Here is a 16011-nt window from a genome sequence, read left to right as displayed (position 1 = left end):
AAGATATGAGGAGGTTCCTCGTTTTGGCAACTGGGTGGAGGGTTCCCCGTGGTGGCTCGATCGACGCAGGCCCGGCCCGCAGGGCGCAAAGACGCGCGACGCAATTACGAGCGGCTCTTGACGACCGCCCGGACGGCTTTCGCCGAGCACGGCGTCGGCGCCTCCTTGAACGACATCGCGCGCACCGCCGGCGTCGGCAACGTGACCCTCTACCGGCACTTCCCGACCCGCCAGGCGCTCCTGGAGGCACTGCTGGGCGAAAGCCTGCGTGGCCTGAAAGCCCGCTCGGACGAGCTGCTCGCCTCCCCGTCCCCGCACCAGGCCCTGGCCACCTGGATGACGGCCGCGGTCGAGCACGCCATGGCCTATCGCGGCCTGGTCGACGCCCTCGTCAACAGCCTCGCCGACCCCACGTCCGAACTCCACGCCACCTGCCAAGCCGTCAAGGCCGCCGGGGCGCAACTCCTGACCAGAGCCCAGCACGCAGGGACGATCCGACCTGACATTGACGCTTCCGCCCTTTTCTCCCTGATCGCTTCAGCAGCCTGGGCGGCGGAGCGGACCCCCGCATATCGTGATCAGCTTCTGGCCGTCATGATCGACGGGCTCCGCCGCCGGACGGATGAGCCGATGTGAACCTGCCGGTCCGACGAGGGGGTTGGCGCGAGAGCCGGGCTTCGATCATCTTCCCGGTCTCACCGTCGATCTTGAAATCGCGGCACGTGCTCCGCGCCGGCCCTCTCCGCGCGAGATGGTCGCAGAGGTGGCCCCGGAAGAGGCGGCCATGGTCCACGTTCGGGGCCTCCTGGCCCCGGCCGGTCGTCGCCGTGCTCGTACCCTTCGTACCGGTCGTCGCCGTCGTGGCCGCCCTGCCGTTCGCCGCCCGCAGGAGCGAGCGGGCCTGCGGGTTCCTCACCGAGAAGGATGTCCCCGCCGTCACACGCGCCTCCCCCGAACTGCGCGCGGCTCAGGCGGCGGCCTGGTCGAAGTACGGCGGAGGCGTTCTGCTCAGCCGGTACGGCACCGGCGCCGACCACGAGCGCGGCCGAGGAGTGGGTCGTCCAGGGCTACGCGCCGACTGAAGCGCTCACAGCCGGGCTGTGGTCGTCAGGGTGACAGCGGTCAGCGCGGCGAGCAGGGCCCAGGCGGGCGCGAAGCTGCCGGTCAGGTCCGTGAGCAGGCCGAGCACGGATGGCGCCAGGATGACCGCCACCTGGTTGACGGCCATGGCCAGGCCGAGGGCGAATCCGGTGTGGTCCGGCGGCGCCGATTCGGCGGCGTAGGCGACCCAGGGGCCGTACCAGCCGATTCCGAAGAAGCCGAGCCAGATGAAGACCAGGCAGGCCGCGACGGGAGAACGACCGATCGGCGTCGTCAACACCGTCATGCCGATGATCACGGCGGCCAGGCAGGTCGTGACGCAGGCGTAGCGGCCGGACCTGTGACGGTCGCTCCAGGCCGCCAGGCAGATACGGCCCAGCGCGCCCGCGCACTGGACCGCGACGTAGACCAAGGCCGCCGAGGCGGAGTCCATGGACGTCACCTCGTGCAGGTACAACACCGTGAGAACGCCCACGCCGCCGTGCACCGACACCATGCTCGTACCGGACAAGATGATCTTCTTCATGTACGGTTCGCGGAGCAGCTCCAGCCGCACGCGGGACGTGGCCGGCATTGACGGCCGGTCCGGTGGACGGCGGTAGAAGGCCATGAAGGCGACGGCGCCGGACAACGCGACGAACGCGCCGGCCACGAGCGTCGACCGCCAGCCGAAGGCCGTCGCCAGCACGGGAAGCGCGGAGGCGGCGAGGACGCCGCCGAGCGGAAGTCCCGCCTGGCGAATACCCATGGCCAGACCGCGCTGCGAGGCGTCGAACCAGGACGCCACCGATTTGCTGCCGCCCGGCTGAATGGCGCTGTACCCTGCTCCGGCGATCAGCAGGACGACGAGCAAGGAGGCGTACCCCGGGGCCGCGCCGCCGGCGGCCAGCGCGACGGCGACCACAAGAGCACCGATCCCGACGACCCAGCGTTCGTCGTGGCGGTCCAGCAGTCGTCCCACCACGAGCAGTCCGGCGAGAGGAAGCAACTGAGCCGCCGACTGCAGCAGGCCCAGTTGGGTCGTGTTCAGCTCCAGGTCTCGTCGCAGGTGGACACTCATCGCGCCGATGCCCTGCACGAAGAACGAGGCCGCGGCCTGAGTGAACGTCGCGACACCCAGAATGACCCAGCGGTACCGCGATGTCTTCACGGCTTCCAGCACAACAGGGGATCAGGGTGGTCTGCGAAGCCGAGTTGCCGGTAGAGCGGTTCCGCCTCGCGGGAGGCGGTGAGGTCGACCCGTACGGCGTCGCGGTCGCGGAACCAACCGAGCAGACCGAGCATGATCGCCCGGCTGTGCCCACGCCGCCGGTACGACGGGTCGGTGACCATGCCGATGACGTGGCCGATCCTCCCGTTGCGGGAATGGGGACCGGGGAACCACTGCTCGATCGTCCCGATGCCGCAGGCGGCCAGGCCGGTGTCGCCGTCCACGACCAGGATCTGGCAGTCGGGTTCGGTCAGCTTCTGCCTGAGAACCCGTGCGAGCGTGTCACGCCAGTCGTCACCGGCGTTCGCGGGGTTGAAGAAGTCGCCGCCGAGGTCGTCGAAGAGCAGTGACCGGAGGCGGACAAGTTCCGGAATATCGGCTTCTGTCGCTGTTCGCGTCATGACGTACAGGCTGATGTAATGGGCTTGTGCACCTCAACCCTTACGGCGCGGACGTGGTGAACTTCGCCGCGGAACTGGCGAACCGCCCACCGGCGAGCGCCCATGAACTCGCCGACCGCTGCCGCACGGCCGGCCTGGTGCTGGAACGCCCCGTCGAACCGTCGGATCTCGACCGGACCCTCGCCGTCATCGATGCCTGGACGAAGATCGTCGACGCCCCGGGCGAGCGCGAGAAGGCCGGCCTGGTCAACGAGATGCTGGCCCGGTCGGCCGCCTATCCCCGGCTGACCGACCACGCTCATGGCTGGCACCTGCACTATCGCGACGACCTTCAGCCGCTCGGCGCGGTGCTGTTCGCGCTGATCTCCGTGGGCACGGCGCTGCACCTCGTCAGCCGGGGCATGGACCGGCTCGGACGGTGTGCCGCCGCCGATTGCGAGGCGATCTTCGCGGACACCTCACGCACCGCCCGGCAGCGTTACTGCTCCCAGCCATGCGCCAACAGGGATGCGGTACGCCGCCACCGTGCCCGGCAGTCCACGCCCGGCGCCTGACCGGCCGGCAGGCGACGGCAGCCGGCAGTCGTCGGCCATCTGGCCGACGACGACGCGGGCCCGCGTCAGGGGTGGGCGTGGCGGTTGAGGCCGAGGGTGGCTATGAGGTCCTCGTGGAGCTCGAACCAGACGCGGTGGCAGGAGTCGACGTCGCTGCTGTCGACCCAGGAGCCCTCCCCACCCCGGACGCGCGCCAGGGCCGCGGCGAAGCGGGTGTCGTAGCCGCCGAACCGGGCGAGCACGCCGGCCAGCCGTTCGGCGAGCGGGGCGAGCGCGCGGCCGACGACGGTGAGCTCGTGGAGGATCCGGGCGTCCCAGGCCGGGTCGGAGTGGTCGTTGACGGCGAGCCGGTCGCGGCCGTCGGGCCGGAGTTGCCAGTCGGTGCAGGCACGCAGCAGCAGGGCGTTCAGCGGGAGGAACTCGCCGTAGACCTCGCGGACGACCTCCGCGCCGCCGGCGAGATCGAGCTCGGCGGCGAGCCGGCGCTCGTCCTCGGCCTTGCCCGCCTCGCTCAGCGACCAGCCCCCCGTACCGGCGAACTCGCTGCGCGTCACCCAGCCGCACGCCTGGGCGTCGAGCAGCTCCTCGCGGGTCTCGGCCGTGCCGAGCCCGTACCGCCGGGCGATCATCGGGGTGTCGGCGTAGCCGGTGACACGTACGGCATGCAGGACCAGGAGGTCCTGCGGTGAGTTCCGGGTCATGAGCCCGCCTCCTGTCGCGTCGTCAGGCGGGTGTAGTGCTGCTGGCACGCCTGCGGCGAGTTGAACCCCATGGCCTGCGCCATCTGCGCCCAGGTCAGCCCCGCGCTCCGGGCCGTGAACAGCAGGGCCGACTCGATCGCCTCGACCTCGGCGCGCGCGGCGGGCAGGAAGGCGAGCGCGCTCAGGATGTCCTCCGGTTCGAGGACGGCGCCGCGCCAGAGGGCGAAACGCGCCAGGTCGACCGCCGACGGCGGCACGGGCGGTGGTTGCCACGGGCGGGGTTCGAGAGCGTCCGCGCCCAGGTCCAGCAGGCGGCGGCGGGCCACCGCCTCGCGTTGGGCCTGGAGATGGTCGGCGTTCGTGGTGTGGGAGAGGTCGTGGTTGCGTGGCATGCAGGACATGATTCACAATCGGCGGAACATCGTCAACATTTTGTTGAAAGGCGGGGCGGATGTTCGTACCCCTCAAGGAGGCCGTCGCCGGGACCTGCGGGGGCAAGGCCGGCGCGCTCGGCGCGCTGCTGCGGGCGGGCCTGCCCGTCCCCGACGGCTTCGTCGTCCCGTTCGGCGCCTACCTGGCCGCCGTCAGCGATCTCGACCTCGGGCGGTACGCCGCCGAGCCGGACGCCCAGGACGCGGCCCGCCGGGCGATCGAGGCCGGCCCGGCGCACCCCGGATTGACCGCCGCGCTGGGACACGCGCTCGGCGAACTCGGCGACGCGCCCGTGGCCGTACGCTCGTCGGCGGCGGACGAGGACACCGGCCAGACCTCCGCGGCCGGCCGGTACGAGAGCTTCCTCGCCGTACGCGGGGCCGCCGGGGTCGCCGACGCCGTGCGTGCCTGCTGGGCCTCGTTGTTCTCGCCGCGCGCCCTCGGCCACGGGCCCTTCGACGACCTGAGGATGGCCGTCGTCGTCCAGCGTCACCTGGACGCCGAGGTCTCCGGGGTCATGTTCACCCCCTTCGAGCCGGACGACCCGGCCGAGATCGAGGCGTCCTGGGGCCTGGGTCCCAGCGTCGTCGGCGGGACGGTCACCCCCGACGCCTACCGTGTCGCCGCGGACGGAACGGTCACCCGTACCGTCGCCGACAAACGCACCCGGCTCGATCGGGACGGCGACCGGCTCGTCGTCCGCGACGTGCCCGCCGAGGCCCGGGAACGGCCGGCGATCGACGACGACACCGCCGTACGGCTCGCCGGGCTGGGCAGGCGGATCGCCGCCGAGCGCGGCGGGCCGCAGGACGTCGAGTGGGCGGTCGCCGACGGCCGCATCTGGATCCTCCAGGCCCGCCCGATCACGGCCGCCCTCCCTTCACCGGCCCAGGCAGGTCCGGCAGGCGGCGGGGAACGTGGGGCGGCTGATCGAGATGAGGTGCTGGCGGGGACGCCGGGGAGCCGGGGAGCCGTCACCGGGGTCGCGCGGGTCGTGCGGGGGCCGGACGACTTCGCGCGGGTGCGGCCGGGCGACGTGCTCGTCTGCCCCTTCACCGATCCGGCCTGGACGCCGCTGCTGCGCATCGCCGCCGGCGTCGTCACCGAGACCGGCGGCGTGCTCTCCCACGCGGCGATCGTCGCCCGCGAGCATGCCATCCCCGCCGTGCTCGGCATCCCGTACGCGACGAGCAGGCTCCGCGACGGCGCCGTCGTCACCGTGGACGGCACCGCCGGCACCGTCACGCCGGCGAACGCGTAACCAACCAACCCGGACGAAAGCCACCGACCAACCCGGACGAAAGGAGAAGGGAGGCCGACCCCGTACGGACGCCGCCTCCCGACCGTCAATGGCGACCCGACACCTCTACCTGGCCCGGCACGGCGCCGCCGACGCCTTCGGGCAGCTCACCGACGCCGGCCGCCGGCAGGCCGGCCTGCTGGGCGAACGGCTGGCCGGCATGCCGGTCGACGCCGTGTGGCACTCCCCGCTGCCGCGCGCCGCGGCCAGCGCGCGCGAACTGGCCCGGCACCTCCCCGGTGTGCCCGTGGCCGAGGCCGCCGAGCTCATCGACCAGGTGCCCTACGTGCCCGGCCCGGCCGAGACGCCGCAGTCCTGGGTCGGCTACTTCGACGGCTACGACGAGGCCGAGGCCGCCGCGGGCCACAGGCTCGCCGAGGCCCTGGTCGCCCGGTTCACCGAGGCGCCCGGCCCGGCGGCGGACGCGCCCCCGTCCGACACGCACGAGGTGCTGATCACGCACGCCGGGCCGATCGCCTGGCTGGTACGGCACGCGCTGGACGCGCCGCCGGCCCGGTGGCTCGGGTTGAACAGCGCCAACACCGCGCTGACGATCATCGAGTACCGCACCGGCCTGCCGCCGACGATGGTGATGTTCAACGACCTGAGCCACCTGCCGGCCGACCTGCGCTGGACCGGCTTCCCGCAGGGCATGTGGCCATGAGGCAGGTGGCCCATCACCGAGGTGAACCGGTCAGGAGATGCTGCGCCCTTCCACCGCGTCGAGCACCAGCGGGCTCGGGCCGGCGTCGCCGCGTACGCCGAAGCCGTAGCGGTAGCCGGCCCTGACCTCGGGGTCCGACAGCTTGGGCAGGTGCTCCAGCGTGGCCGCGGTGACGAGCTCCCAGCCGGAGCCGGTGTCGGCGTACATGGCGGCCCGCTCCCCCACCAGCGACAGCGCGAAGCGGCCGCCGTCGGGGATGGTGACGCCCTGCTTGACGCCGAAGACCGCCAGCCCGCCCGGCACCTGCGGGCCGCGTACCTCGAAGCCGGCGAACTTCTGGGTGTTGACGTAGAACGCCGCGATGTCGGTCTTGCCGTCCTTGACCAGGCCCGTGTAGACGGTGTCCATGTCAGTGGAGTCGCCCTGGAACTTCTTGACGGTGATCGCCGTGGCGAACGCCGGGTTGCGCGGCGAGACGCCCGACGACAGCAGCCCGAACCAGGACGCCGACGGGTGCCCGGCCGACAGCGCGCCGCCCGCGTACGTCACCTGCGGCAGTTCCTTGGCCTCCGGCTCCACCCGGTGAGCCTGGTAGTCGCCGGGCCGGTCGAAGCCGTCGGCCAGCTCCTGGTTGGCGAAGGCGTCGGGGGCCGGCGGCACGTACGCGGCCTGCGGCGGCAGCCGGAACGTCACCCGCCGCGCGTCTCCCAGGTAGGCCGCGCACACGACCGGGTACTCCTGGTCGGCAGGCGCGTACGCGGTCAGCGCGGTCTCGAACGTGCGGCTCTCGCCCGTGCGCAGCCCGGTCACCCGCAGCGCGGACGGGTCCACGCCCACGCCGTCGCAGGCGGACAACGTGACCTTGCCGGCCATCGGCAACACGTGCCGGTTGGTGACGGTGAAGGTGACCTTCGAGCCGACCCGGCCGCGCTCGGCGGTGGACGCGCTCACCTCGACGTTGCGCCGCTCCAGGCCGGGCACCGCCGCCGCGGCCAGGCTCAGCCGGTCGAGGTCGTACGAGCCCGCCCAGTCGGAGCCGACCGAGCCGCGTACCCACACCTTGACGCGGGAGATCGCGGCACGTGGGGCCCAGCGGGACAGGTCGAGCGTGAGCCGGTTCCAGCCGAGCGCCGGGTCGATCGTGCCGGTCCCCTCGGCGACCGCGCCGCCGCGACCGTACGCGCGGACCTTGGCGGTGAAGACGTTGCCCGGCTTGAAGCCGGCGGCGGCGTCGGCCGGCACCCGGACCGACACCGACAGCTGCGGCGTGCGCGAGGCGTCGAGCGGCGTGCCGAACAGCACGTCCGCGCCCTTGTACGACTTGGCGTACCGCGACCAGCCGGGCAGGTCGCGGTCGAAGCGCACGCGCAGCGCGTGCCCGCCCTCGACGGCCACCCGCTCGACGGCGGCGGCGTTGTCCGAGGGCCGCCAGCCGCCGGTGTCGGTCTCGAAGCCGGAGATCACCCGCTCGGCCACGGGCCGGGCGCCGAGCTGGGTGCCCGCCACGGCGGGCGGCTTCCTGACGGCCAGCTTGGCGGGGTCGAAGCCGGGGATGACGTCCTTCCAGTCGGAGATGCCGATGATCTTCTTGGCGAACTCGGTCACCTCCAGTGACCGTTCGGTGTCGATGGCGGCGAACACCTCGTGCAGCGGCTTGCGCTCGCCCGCGTTGGAGGGCGCGCTGTGCTCCTCGTCCCATGTCCACAGGCCGAGCCGCAGGCCGCCCTCCTGCTTGTGGTCGACGTGCCGGTGCAGGATGAAGGAGTCGATGCCGTCGGCGAAGGCGATCTTGTAGTAGGCGTAGGCGTAGGCCGCGGCCTGGAGCTCAAGCTCCTTGGCGGAGTAGTCCTGGGAGTTCAGCCCCTGCTCGGAGAGGATCACCCGCCGCCGCTGCCCGCCGTAGGTGAGGTGATCCTGGGCGAGGTAGCGCGGCAGCAGCTCGATGTTCTTGAACGTGATCCGCATCGTGTCGAAGCTGTCCGTGGCGGTCTTGTCGTTCCAGAACGCCGGGTTGAACAGGTTCTCCGGGTAGGGGTGGTAGGCGATGTTCCAGTCGAAGTCACCCTGGCGCTTGGTCAGCGCGTTGAGCCCGTCGACCACGTCGCGGCCCTTGTAGGTGTACTTCGGGTCGTCGTTGGCCGCGCCCGTCCAGAAGTGCGTCAGCGAGGTGTAGACGCGGGCGGCCGCGTCGGCCTTGCGCACGGCCTGCCAGGTCAGCCGCATGGCGCGGGCGTACTGGTCGAGGAACACGTCGCGGTCCTGGCGGCCCATGTTGTACCAGAACTGCTGGGCGTCGATCTCGTTGCCGACGATCCAGCCCCACGCCCGGCCGTAGCGGCCGTCGGCCTGGCTGTAGCGCTGGGCGAAGAACTCCATCGCGGCGGTGAAGTGCGCCTCGCCCTCGGCCGTCTTGGTGTTGAACGCGTACACCGTGCCCTTGCCCAGCTCGGCGTCGGGGTGGATGAGCGTGCGGGCGGCGGAGTTGGGGGCGCCGCTGTTGTAGACCAGCACGATCATGTTGACCAGCACGCCGTTGTCGGACAGCGGCTTGACCTGGGCGTCGAGCCCGGCGACCGCGCCACGGTCGAAGTAGTACGTCTTCCCCTGCGAGACGAACTCGATGGTGTTGCCCGGGGCGCCGGGCCCGGCCGTCATGACCGAGTCGAGCGCCAGGTTGATGCCGGCGTGCTGGACGCCGATCTCCTCGGCGTCGTCGGTCATCTGCACCTGAAGCCCCTTCTTGCCCGGTATCTCGGGATAGGGGGTCCGGTTGGCGGCGGCGAAGCCGAGCTTGTCGGCGTAGTGCACCTCGCCGAGCGGCCCGTCCGCGCCGACCGCGAGGAACTTGTCATAGAGCCGGTCCTGGTCCCCGTCCATCCGGGGCACCTCGACGCGGAACTCGCCGGCCTCGACGGTCGCGACCGGCTTCTCCCCGGCGGGTGTGTCCTGCCAGGTGTCCAGCGCGTACAACTCGGCCGGCCCGGGGGCGGTGCCGGTGACGACGATCGTGCTCTCACCGACCTCGACACCGCTCACCCCGCCAGTCTCAGCGCCGGTTCCCGCGTACGCGGGCCCGCTCACGGCCAGCATCGGCACGGCCAGCGCCAGGGCGATCAACATTCGCATGGTCATCTCCTACTTGGCCCAGTCCTCGTCGCCCCAGGCGTTCTTCTTGATCCCGGCCTCGATGCCGCGCTTCCACCACTTGTCCAGGTCGGTCAGCTCCTCCTCCAGCGAGCGCCGGCCGAGCAGGTAACCGTCGAACACGTCGCGGAAGGAGGTCCCCTCCGGGCCGCCCGGCAGGGCCACCACCCGGAACGGCTTGCCCCACTCGCCCTCCAGCAGCCCGGCGGTCTCGGCCGACGGCTCGACGCCCTCGATGGCGGGCAGGCCGCCGGTCGCGTCCAGCCAGGGCTTGATCGCCGGGGAGCTCATGTACTGCAGGAACTTGACCGCCGCCGCGTACTTCTCGCCCTTGACGGTGGAGGGGATCATGTAGCTGGTGCCGCCGATCGAGGCGCCGTAGCGGGCCGGGGCCTCCGACGACAGCGGCGTGCTCTCCTTGGTGATCGTCGGGAACGGCATCGTGCCGAGCGGGAACTTCGCGTCCGTCTTCAGCGCCTCGACGGCGAAGTCGGTGCCCCACGACATGGCGGCCTTGCCGGAGACGAAGTCGCGGTAGCCCACGGTCGCGCCGCCGTCGGCCACGCCCGTCCAGTTCGGCGTGCCGCAGTCGAAGAACTCCTTGTAGATCTTGAGCGCCTCGGCCACCTCGGGGGTCTTGGTGGTGAGCGTGCCTTCCTTGATGGCCTTGCTCATCGACTTCTCGGTCACGGTCGGCGCCTTGCCGGGCTTGCCGGTGGCGTCGAAGAAGTTCCAGTCGTCGTAGTACTTGTCGATGAGCTGGGTGCTGACCGCCTCCCACGTCCAGCCGGTGGCCAGGCCGCCCTTGTCGAGGGCGACGGGGTCGTAGCCGGCCGCCTTGAGCTTGGCGCAGGCGCCCTTGAAGTCCGCCCAGGTGGCCGGGGGCCCGTCGAGGCCCGCCTTGGCGAAGGCGTCCTTGTTGTAGAACAGGCCGATGGCGACCAGGTTGAACGGGACGTACTCCAGCTTGCCGCTCTCCTTGCTCAGGGCCTTGGAGACGCCGGGGCCGTAGTACTCCTTCCTGAAGACGTCGATCCAGCGCTGGTTGCCCGCCACGTACGGGTTGGGCTTCTGCAGCTCGTCGTCGAGCGCGTGCACCTCGTGGGCCTTGTGCGGCGGCTGGTTGAAGACCAGCTCGGGCGCGGTGCCGGCGGCGAGCTGGGTGGTGATCGTCTGCATGAAGCCGTCGAGGGGCAGCACCTGCGTCCTGACCTCGATGCCGGGTTCGCGCTTCTCGAAGGAGTCGACCAGCGCCTCCCACGCCGGTCCGAAGCTGCTGCCGCTCGCGTTCCACTGGTTGGGGCCGGCCAGGGTGATGGTGACCTTGCCGCCGCCGTCCGGGGCGTCCGTCCCGCCGGTGCCGAGCAGGCCGCAGCCTGTCAGCGCGAGCAGCATGGCCGAGGCCGCGAGCCCGCGCTTGGGGGGTGTTCTCATCGGGATACGGGTCCTTTCTTATTGATACGTTTCAATCGAGCACGCGGCTCACTTGCCGGAGACGATGCCGCCCTGGATACCCGCCAGGAACCACTTGGACAGGAAGGTGAACAACACCACCAGCGGAAGGCTGGCCAGGACGTAACCGGCGAACAGCGGCCCCCATTGCTGGGCGTTCTGGTTGGCGAAGAAGGCCAGCCCCGCGGGGATCGTCCGGTAGGTGTCGGTCTGCACGGTGAGCAGCGGCCAGAAGTAGTCGTTCCACACGCCCAGCACGGTCATCAGCGCCACGGTGCCGATCACCGGCCGGGCCAGCGGCAACATGAAGGCCAGGAACAGGCGGACCCCGCCCGCGCCGTCCACCCGCGCCGCCTCGAAGATCTCCTCGGGGATCTGCGCCATGTACGTGCGCATGACGACGATCCCGAAGACCGTGTTCGCGGTGACGTGCGGGATGATCAGCACCAGCCGGCTGTCGAGGATGCCGAGGTCGCGCATCAGCACGAAGAGCGGGATCAGGCTGGTGATCGAGGGCACCATCAGCAGCGCCGCGACCATCCCGAACAGCACGCCGCGCCCCGGGAAACGGTAGCGGGCGAACACGAACGCCGCGGCCGGGGCCAGCACCATCGTCCCGGCGATGGCCAGCACCGCCACCACGAACGAGGTGAACAGGTACGGGCTGACCTGCTCCCAGGCCGCCGCGTAGTTGTCCAGGTGCAGCGGCCAGGCCGGCGACCAGTAGCTGGCGAAGAACTGCTCGTTGTCCTTGACCGAGGCGGCCAGCATGAACAGGTACGGGAACAGCCCGGCGAACGCCAGCACCGCCAGCACGCCGCCGGCCACCAGGTCGGTCCTTCTGGTACGGCTCACGATCCGGACCTCCTGCCGAGCATCAGCGCGACGAGGCTCACCCCGAGGGTCAGCGCGAACAGCACGGTGCCGAGCGCGGCGGCGTACCCCCAGCTCGTGTCCACGAAGGCGGCGTCGAGCATGCGCAGCACCGGCACCTGCGTGGCGTTGTCAGGCCCGCCGCGGGTCATGATGTGGGCCTGCATGCCGTACTGGAGCACCGAGATCACCGCCAGCACGAACAGCAGCTTGACGTCGCGGAACATCATCGGCAGGTCGATGCTCCAGAAGCGGCGCAGCCGGCCGGCGCCGTCCACCTCGGCGGCCTGGTAGATCTCGGCCGGCACGTTCTGCAGCGCCGACAGGAAGACCAGGAACGGCAGGCTCGCCACCCACGGGAAGCCGATGGTCATCAGCGCGACGAGCGCCGTGCGGGGGTCGCCGATCCAGTTGCCGGCCAGCCCGTCCAGGCCGGTCGCGCGCAGCAGGCTGTTGACGACGCCGTCGCGCGGGTCGTACATGAACTGCCACAGCAGCACGTTGACCACGGCGGGGAAGGCCAGCGGGAGGATGAGCAGGGTGCGGAAGACGAAGCGCAGCCGCTCACTGGACAGCGACATCACCAGCTCGGCGGCCAGCAGCGGGAACACCCACATGAGCGTGACGGCCCAGACGAAGATGATCCCGACGTTGCGGAAGGAGGCCCACCACAGGTCGTCGCCGAGCATCGTCAGGTAGTTCTCCAGGCCGACGAACGGCGAGTCGAAGCCCGGCCGCCACTCGTACAGCGAGTGGATCATGCCGTTCAGCGCCGGGTAGTAGGCGAACGCCGCGAGCAGGGCGAAGGTGGGAAGGAGGACGAGGTAGACGCCCCACGGGATCCGGCGGCGCGCTTTCATGCTGGTCACGATCGAACTGCCTCTCAGCCGTCACAGGGTCCGGAACGCGTACGAGCCGGAGCCGACCCGGTAGACCGCGTCCCCGTCGTCGAGGCGGTCGAAGGTCACGCCCGCCGCCTCGCCGGCCGGCCGGCCGCCCTCGGTCACCCGCTCCGGCGGCGCGGGCACGTGCACCTCGGCCCGGGTGTTGGGCGGCACGACCACGTCCAGGGCGAAGCCGTCGTCGGCCAGCCGCCAGGAGATCTCCACCTGGCCGTGCCGGGTGCGGTGGGCGGTGCGCGCCCAGCCGATCCCGCCGCCGGGGCGGGGGCGTACGACGATGTCGGCGTAGCCGGGCGAGCCGGGGGCGAGGCCGCCGACCGTCCGGTACATCCAGTCGCCGACCGCGCCGTAGGCGTAGTGGTTGAAGGAGTTCATGCCCGGGTCCTGGAGGCCGCGGTGGTGGCTCCAGGAGTCCCAGCGCTCCCACATGGTCGTCGCGCCGCCGTGCACCACCGGGTAGAGCCAGGACGGGAAGGTGTCCTGCGTCAGCAGCCGGTAGGCCACGTCCAGCCGCCCGGTCGAGGTGAGGGCGTCCAGCAGGTACGGCGTGCCGAGGAAGCCGGTCGACAGGTGGCCGCCGCGCGCCTCGATGTCGCGGACCAGCCGGGCCGCGGCCCTCGGCAGCTCGTGCTCCTCCAGCAGCCCGGCCGTGATGGCCAGCACGTACGCGGTCTGCGTGCCGCTCGCCACCACGCCCGGCCCTTCGACGAAGGTGGCGCGGAAGGCCCGCCGTACCCGCTCGTACAGCTCCAGGCAGGCCCGCTCGTCGGCGTCGCGGCCGAGCGCGGCGGCGAGCCCGGCGAGCTGCCGGGCCGACAACGCGAAGATCGCGGTCCCGACGAGCCGTTTGGGGGTCTCGGCGCCGATCGACAACCAGTCGCCGAACCCCTCCTCGGGGAAGATCCCGCCGTCGGAGCGTTTGTCCAGGTACGCCAGCCAGCGCGACATCGGCTCGAAGCAGGCCGCGACCAGCTCCGCCTCGCCGCGCAGCCGGTGCAGCGCCCACGGCAGCTTCACCAGCGCGTCGCCCCAGCCGGGCGAGCCGGCCTCCTTGGGGTTGGGCGACAACCCGCGGCCCGACAACACGTCGGGCACCACGTGCGTGACCGCGCCGTCGTCGCCCTGCGCGGCGATCACGTCGGTCAGCCAGCTCCGCAGGAACGCGGCGGCGTCGTAGTTGAACAGCGCGGTCGGGGCGAAGGCCCAGATGTCGCCGGTCCAGCCGAGCCGCTCGTCCCGCTGGGGGCAGTCGGTGGGGACGGCCAGGAAGTTGCCCCGCTGCCCCCACACGATGTTGCGCTGAAGCCGGTCGAGCCGCTCGTCGGAGCAGGTGAACTCGCCCGCCGGCTCCATCGCGGCGTAGGCCACCCGGGCGGTGACCGCCTCGGGGGCCGCGCGCAGCCCCGAGATCTCGGCGTAGCGGAAGCCGTGGAAGGTGAACCTCGGCTCGAACGTCTCGGCCTCCTCGCCGCGCGGCAGGAACTCGTCGGTCGCGCGGGCCGAGCGCAGGCTGGCCAGGTGGAGCCCGCCGTCGTGGTCGAGCACCTCGGCGTGCCGCAGCACGACCGGGCGGTCACGGGCGGCGCGGCCGGTGAGCCGGACCCAGCCGACCAGGTTCTGCCCGAAGTCGGCGATCCACACGCCGGGCCGCTGCTCCCACAGCGCCACCGGCTCGATCTCCTCGTGCACCCGGATCGGCGGCGCGACGGAGGCGGTCAGCCGGCCCGCGGGCGGGCTCACCGGGACCGCGGGCGCCCAGCCGGAGTCGTCGAACCCGGCCGCCGTCCAGCCGAGCGGCTCGGCGGCCAGGTCCTGGCGCTCGCCGTTCTGCAGGTCGGCGTACCGGATCGCGCCCGAGCCCGCCCGCCAGTCGGCGTCGGTGCTCAGGCGGGTACGGGTGCCGTCCTCGTGCAGGATCTCCAGCTCGGCGCGGAAGGCCAGGCGGCGGCCGTACTGGAAGGAGCCGAACCAGCTGATGTTGCCGGCGTACCAGCCGTCGGCCAGGACCGCGCCGATCGTGTTGTGTCCCTCCGACACCAGGGCCGTCACGTCGTAGGTCTGGTACGTCACCCGGTCGCGGTAGTCGGTCCAGCCCGGGGCCAGATGGTCGGCGCCCACCCGGGTGCCGTTCAGGTGGATCTCGTAGACGCCGAGCGCGGTGGCGTACAGCCTGGCCCGGCGCACCGGCGAGGGCACGCCGAACTCGCGCCGCAGGTACGGGCTCGGCCGGTCGCCGACCGGTTCGCGGCCCAGCGGCGGGTCGCCGTGCAGCCCGACCTCCTCGGCCAGCCGCCAGTCCGCGTCGTCGAACCCGGGCCGCTCGAACCCGTCGCCCGGCCGGTCCTCGGCCCGCCACCGGCCGCCGGAGGTGACGGTCACCGTGCTCTCGCCGGCCACGGGCACGAGCTGCGGGAGCGCCGGCCGTCCCTCGACCACGACCTCCAGCCGTACGCACAGGCCCGAGCCGGTGGCCCTGATCGCCAGCACGTTCTCGCCCGAGGCCACCAGGTCGCCCGCGTCGGCCACGAACGCCCCGTCCCGCCGCTCCCCCGCGACGGGCGTGCCGTTCACGTACGCCTCGATCTCGTCGCCGCCGCCGATCACCAGCCACGCCGACAGCGGCCGGGCGCCGCCCGGCACCGAGAACCGCGTCCTGAACGCCCCGGACGGCGAGTCCGAGGGCCCGAGCGGGCCGGCGACCCAGATGCGTGGCACGTTCTCCAGCGACGGCAACCGCTCGGAACCGGGCACCACCGGGGTGCCGATCCAGCCCGCCATCCATCCGCCGGCCTCGCCGAGCCCGGTCTCGAACCAGTGCGCCGGGCTCCAGCCGGACCACTCACCGCTCTCGTCGGCCACCTTGACCCGCCACTGGTAGCGCGTCCTCGGGCGCAGCTCGGCGCCGCCGTACGGGAGGCCGTAGGTCGCCGCCGAGGCCACGGCGCCGCTGTCCCAGACCGGCTCGGCCCCCTCGTCAACCGGGTCGCACTCCTGCCCCACCACCAGCCGGTACGCGCTCTGGGCCCGTCCCCGTCCGGCCCCGGTGATCCGCCAGGAGAACTCCGGCGCGCTCACGTCGAGGCCCAGCGGTTCGGCCAGTCCTTCCACGCGCATGTCGGTCACGGCGAGATGCATCAGAGGGGCTCCCCGAGTAGTTGAAACATTTCAAGCACTGGGCACGGTAGGCATCCCGAGGTATTCCCGTCAATGCCTCGGAACCAGATGCTCACATCACGGACGTTCGACTGAAACATTTCAACCAGTAGACTGGCAGTCT

General features: G+C 71.8%; 14 protein-coding genes. 5 read left to right on the top strand and 9 right to left on the bottom strand.

The genetic code is table 11. The features are described from left to right. Positions 1-48: 48 nt before the first annotated feature. Entirely contained in the window at positions 49-636 is a 588-nt protein-coding gene (locus tag IEZ27_RS13295; protein ID WP_125633969.1) for a TetR/AcrR family transcriptional regulator, read from the top strand. A gap of 191 nt (positions 637-827) precedes the next feature. Continuing rightward, a complete protein-coding gene (locus tag IEZ27_RS13290) occupies positions 828-1082 on the top strand; it encodes a hypothetical protein (RefSeq protein ID WP_189647453.1) in 255 nt (84 codons plus the stop codon). Positions 1083-1087: 5 nt separating this feature from the next. Here IEZ27_RS13290 and IEZ27_RS13285 read toward each other — a convergent pair whose 3' ends face one another. Together IEZ27_RS13285 and IEZ27_RS13280 are read right to left on the bottom strand one after the other, a co-directional pair. Beyond that, a complete protein-coding gene (locus IEZ27_RS13285; protein ID WP_229823947.1) occupies positions 1088-2251 on the bottom strand; it encodes an MFS transporter in 1164 nt (387 codons plus the stop codon). Next, the gene (locus tag IEZ27_RS13280) at positions 2248-2712 is read right to left on the bottom strand and encodes a GNAT family N-acetyltransferase (protein ID WP_189647452.1); all 465 of its coding nucleotides are present in this window, start codon (positions 2710-2712) and stop codon (positions 2248-2250) included. Before IEZ27_RS13280 ends, IEZ27_RS13285 begins: the two co-directional genes overlap by 4 nt. 26 nt (positions 2713-2738) lie before the next feature. Between IEZ27_RS13280 and IEZ27_RS13275 the strand changes: the two genes are divergently transcribed. Then, entirely contained in the window at positions 2739-3266 is a 528-nt protein-coding gene (locus tag IEZ27_RS13275; RefSeq protein ID WP_189647451.1) for a CGNR zinc finger domain-containing protein, read from the top strand. 65 nt (positions 3267-3331) lie between these two features. Here the strand turns inward: IEZ27_RS13275 and IEZ27_RS13270 are convergent, their stop codons facing one another. Together IEZ27_RS13270 and IEZ27_RS13265 are read right to left on the bottom strand one after the other, a co-directional pair. Next, positions 3332-3967: a transcriptional regulator gene (locus tag IEZ27_RS13270; protein WP_189647450.1), complete on the bottom strand. Its 636-nt coding sequence runs from the start codon at positions 3965-3967 to the stop codon at positions 3332-3334. Next, positions 3964-4359: a DNA-binding protein gene (locus IEZ27_RS13265; protein WP_189647449.1), complete on the bottom strand. Its 396-nt coding sequence runs from the start codon at positions 4357-4359 to the stop codon at positions 3964-3966. Before IEZ27_RS13265 ends, IEZ27_RS13270 begins: the two co-directional genes overlap by 4 nt. A gap of 59 nt (positions 4360-4418) precedes the next feature. On the opposite strand from IEZ27_RS13265, the gene IEZ27_RS13260 reads away from it, so the two are divergent. Next, entirely contained in the window at positions 4419-5660 is a 1242-nt protein-coding gene (locus tag IEZ27_RS13260; RefSeq protein ID WP_189647448.1) for a PEP/pyruvate-binding domain-containing protein, read from the top strand. A gap of 88 nt (positions 5661-5748) precedes the next feature. Beyond that, complete coding sequence (locus IEZ27_RS13255) at positions 5749-6363, top strand: histidine phosphatase family protein (RefSeq protein WP_189647447.1); 615 nt, start codon at positions 5749-5751, stop codon at positions 6361-6363. 30 nt (positions 6364-6393) lie between these two features. Here IEZ27_RS13255 and IEZ27_RS13250 read toward each other — a convergent pair whose 3' ends face one another. The 5 genes from IEZ27_RS13250 to IEZ27_RS13230 are packed head-to-tail and all read right to left on the bottom strand — an operon-like array spanning position 6394 to position 15869. Continuing rightward, positions 6394-9489, bottom strand: coding sequence for a DUF5722 domain-containing protein (locus IEZ27_RS13250; RefSeq protein ID WP_229823946.1), 3096 nt, complete (start codon positions 9487-9489; stop codon positions 6394-6396). Positions 9490-9498: 9 nt separating this feature from the next. Then, a complete protein-coding gene (locus IEZ27_RS13245; RefSeq protein ID WP_189647445.1) occupies positions 9499-10941 on the bottom strand; it encodes an ABC transporter substrate-binding protein in 1443 nt (480 codons plus the stop codon). Between the two features lie 48 nt (positions 10942-10989). After that, on the bottom strand, positions 10990-11814 hold the full coding sequence (locus IEZ27_RS13240) for a carbohydrate ABC transporter permease (protein ID WP_229823945.1): 825 nt from the start codon (positions 11812-11814) through the stop codon (positions 10990-10992). Then, complete coding sequence (locus IEZ27_RS13235; RefSeq protein ID WP_125634795.1) at positions 11811-12692, bottom strand: carbohydrate ABC transporter permease; 882 nt, start codon at positions 12690-12692, stop codon at positions 11811-11813. Before IEZ27_RS13235 ends, IEZ27_RS13240 begins: the two co-directional genes overlap by 4 nt. 30 nt (positions 12693-12722) lie before the next feature. Then, the gene (locus IEZ27_RS13230) at positions 12723-15869 is read right to left on the bottom strand and encodes a glycoside hydrolase family 78 protein (protein WP_189647444.1); all 3147 of its coding nucleotides are present in this window, start codon (positions 15867-15869) and stop codon (positions 12723-12725) included. Positions 15870-16011: the final 142 nt, after the last annotated feature.

This window comes from Nonomuraea spiralis, assembly GCF_014648435.1.
Lineage (GTDB): Bacteria > Actinomycetota > Actinomycetes > Streptosporangiales > Streptosporangiaceae > Nonomuraea > Nonomuraea spiralis.
This window is presented reverse-complemented; position numbering and strand designations above follow the sequence as displayed.

Bases quoted from the DNA above. Each gene is read 5' to 3' on its own strand.
- IEZ27_RS13280 (WP_189647452.1), bottom strand. From the start codon at position 2,712: ATGACGCGAACAGCGACAGAAGCCGATATTCCGGAACTTGTCCGCCTC.
- IEZ27_RS13270 (WP_189647450.1), bottom strand. From the start codon at position 3,967: ATGACCCGGAACTCACCGCAGGACCTCCTGGTCCTGCATGCCGTACGT.
- IEZ27_RS13265 (WP_189647449.1), bottom strand. From the start codon at position 4,359: ATGCCACGCAACCACGACCTCTCCCACACCACGAACGCCGACCATCTC.
- IEZ27_RS13260 (WP_189647448.1), top strand. From the start codon at position 4,419: ATGTTCGTACCCCTCAAGGAGGCCGTCGCCGGGACCTGCGGGGGCAAG.
- IEZ27_RS13255 (WP_189647447.1), top strand. From the start codon at position 5,749: ATGGCGACCCGACACCTCTACCTGGCCCGGCACGGCGCCGCCGACGCC.
- IEZ27_RS13250 (WP_229823946.1), bottom strand. From the start codon at position 9,489: ATGCGAATGTTGATCGCCCTGGCGCTGGCCGTGCCGATGCTGGCCGTG.
- IEZ27_RS13245 (WP_189647445.1), bottom strand. From the start codon at position 10,941: ATGAGAACACCCCCCAAGCGCGGGCTCGCGGCCTCGGCCATGCTGCTC.
- IEZ27_RS13235 (WP_125634795.1), bottom strand. From the start codon at position 12,692: ATGAAAGCGCGCCGCCGGATCCCGTGGGGCGTCTACCTCGTCCTCCTT.
- IEZ27_RS13230 (WP_189647444.1), bottom strand. From the start codon at position 15,869: ATGCATCTCGCCGTGACCGACATGCGCGTGGAAGGACTGGCCGAACCG.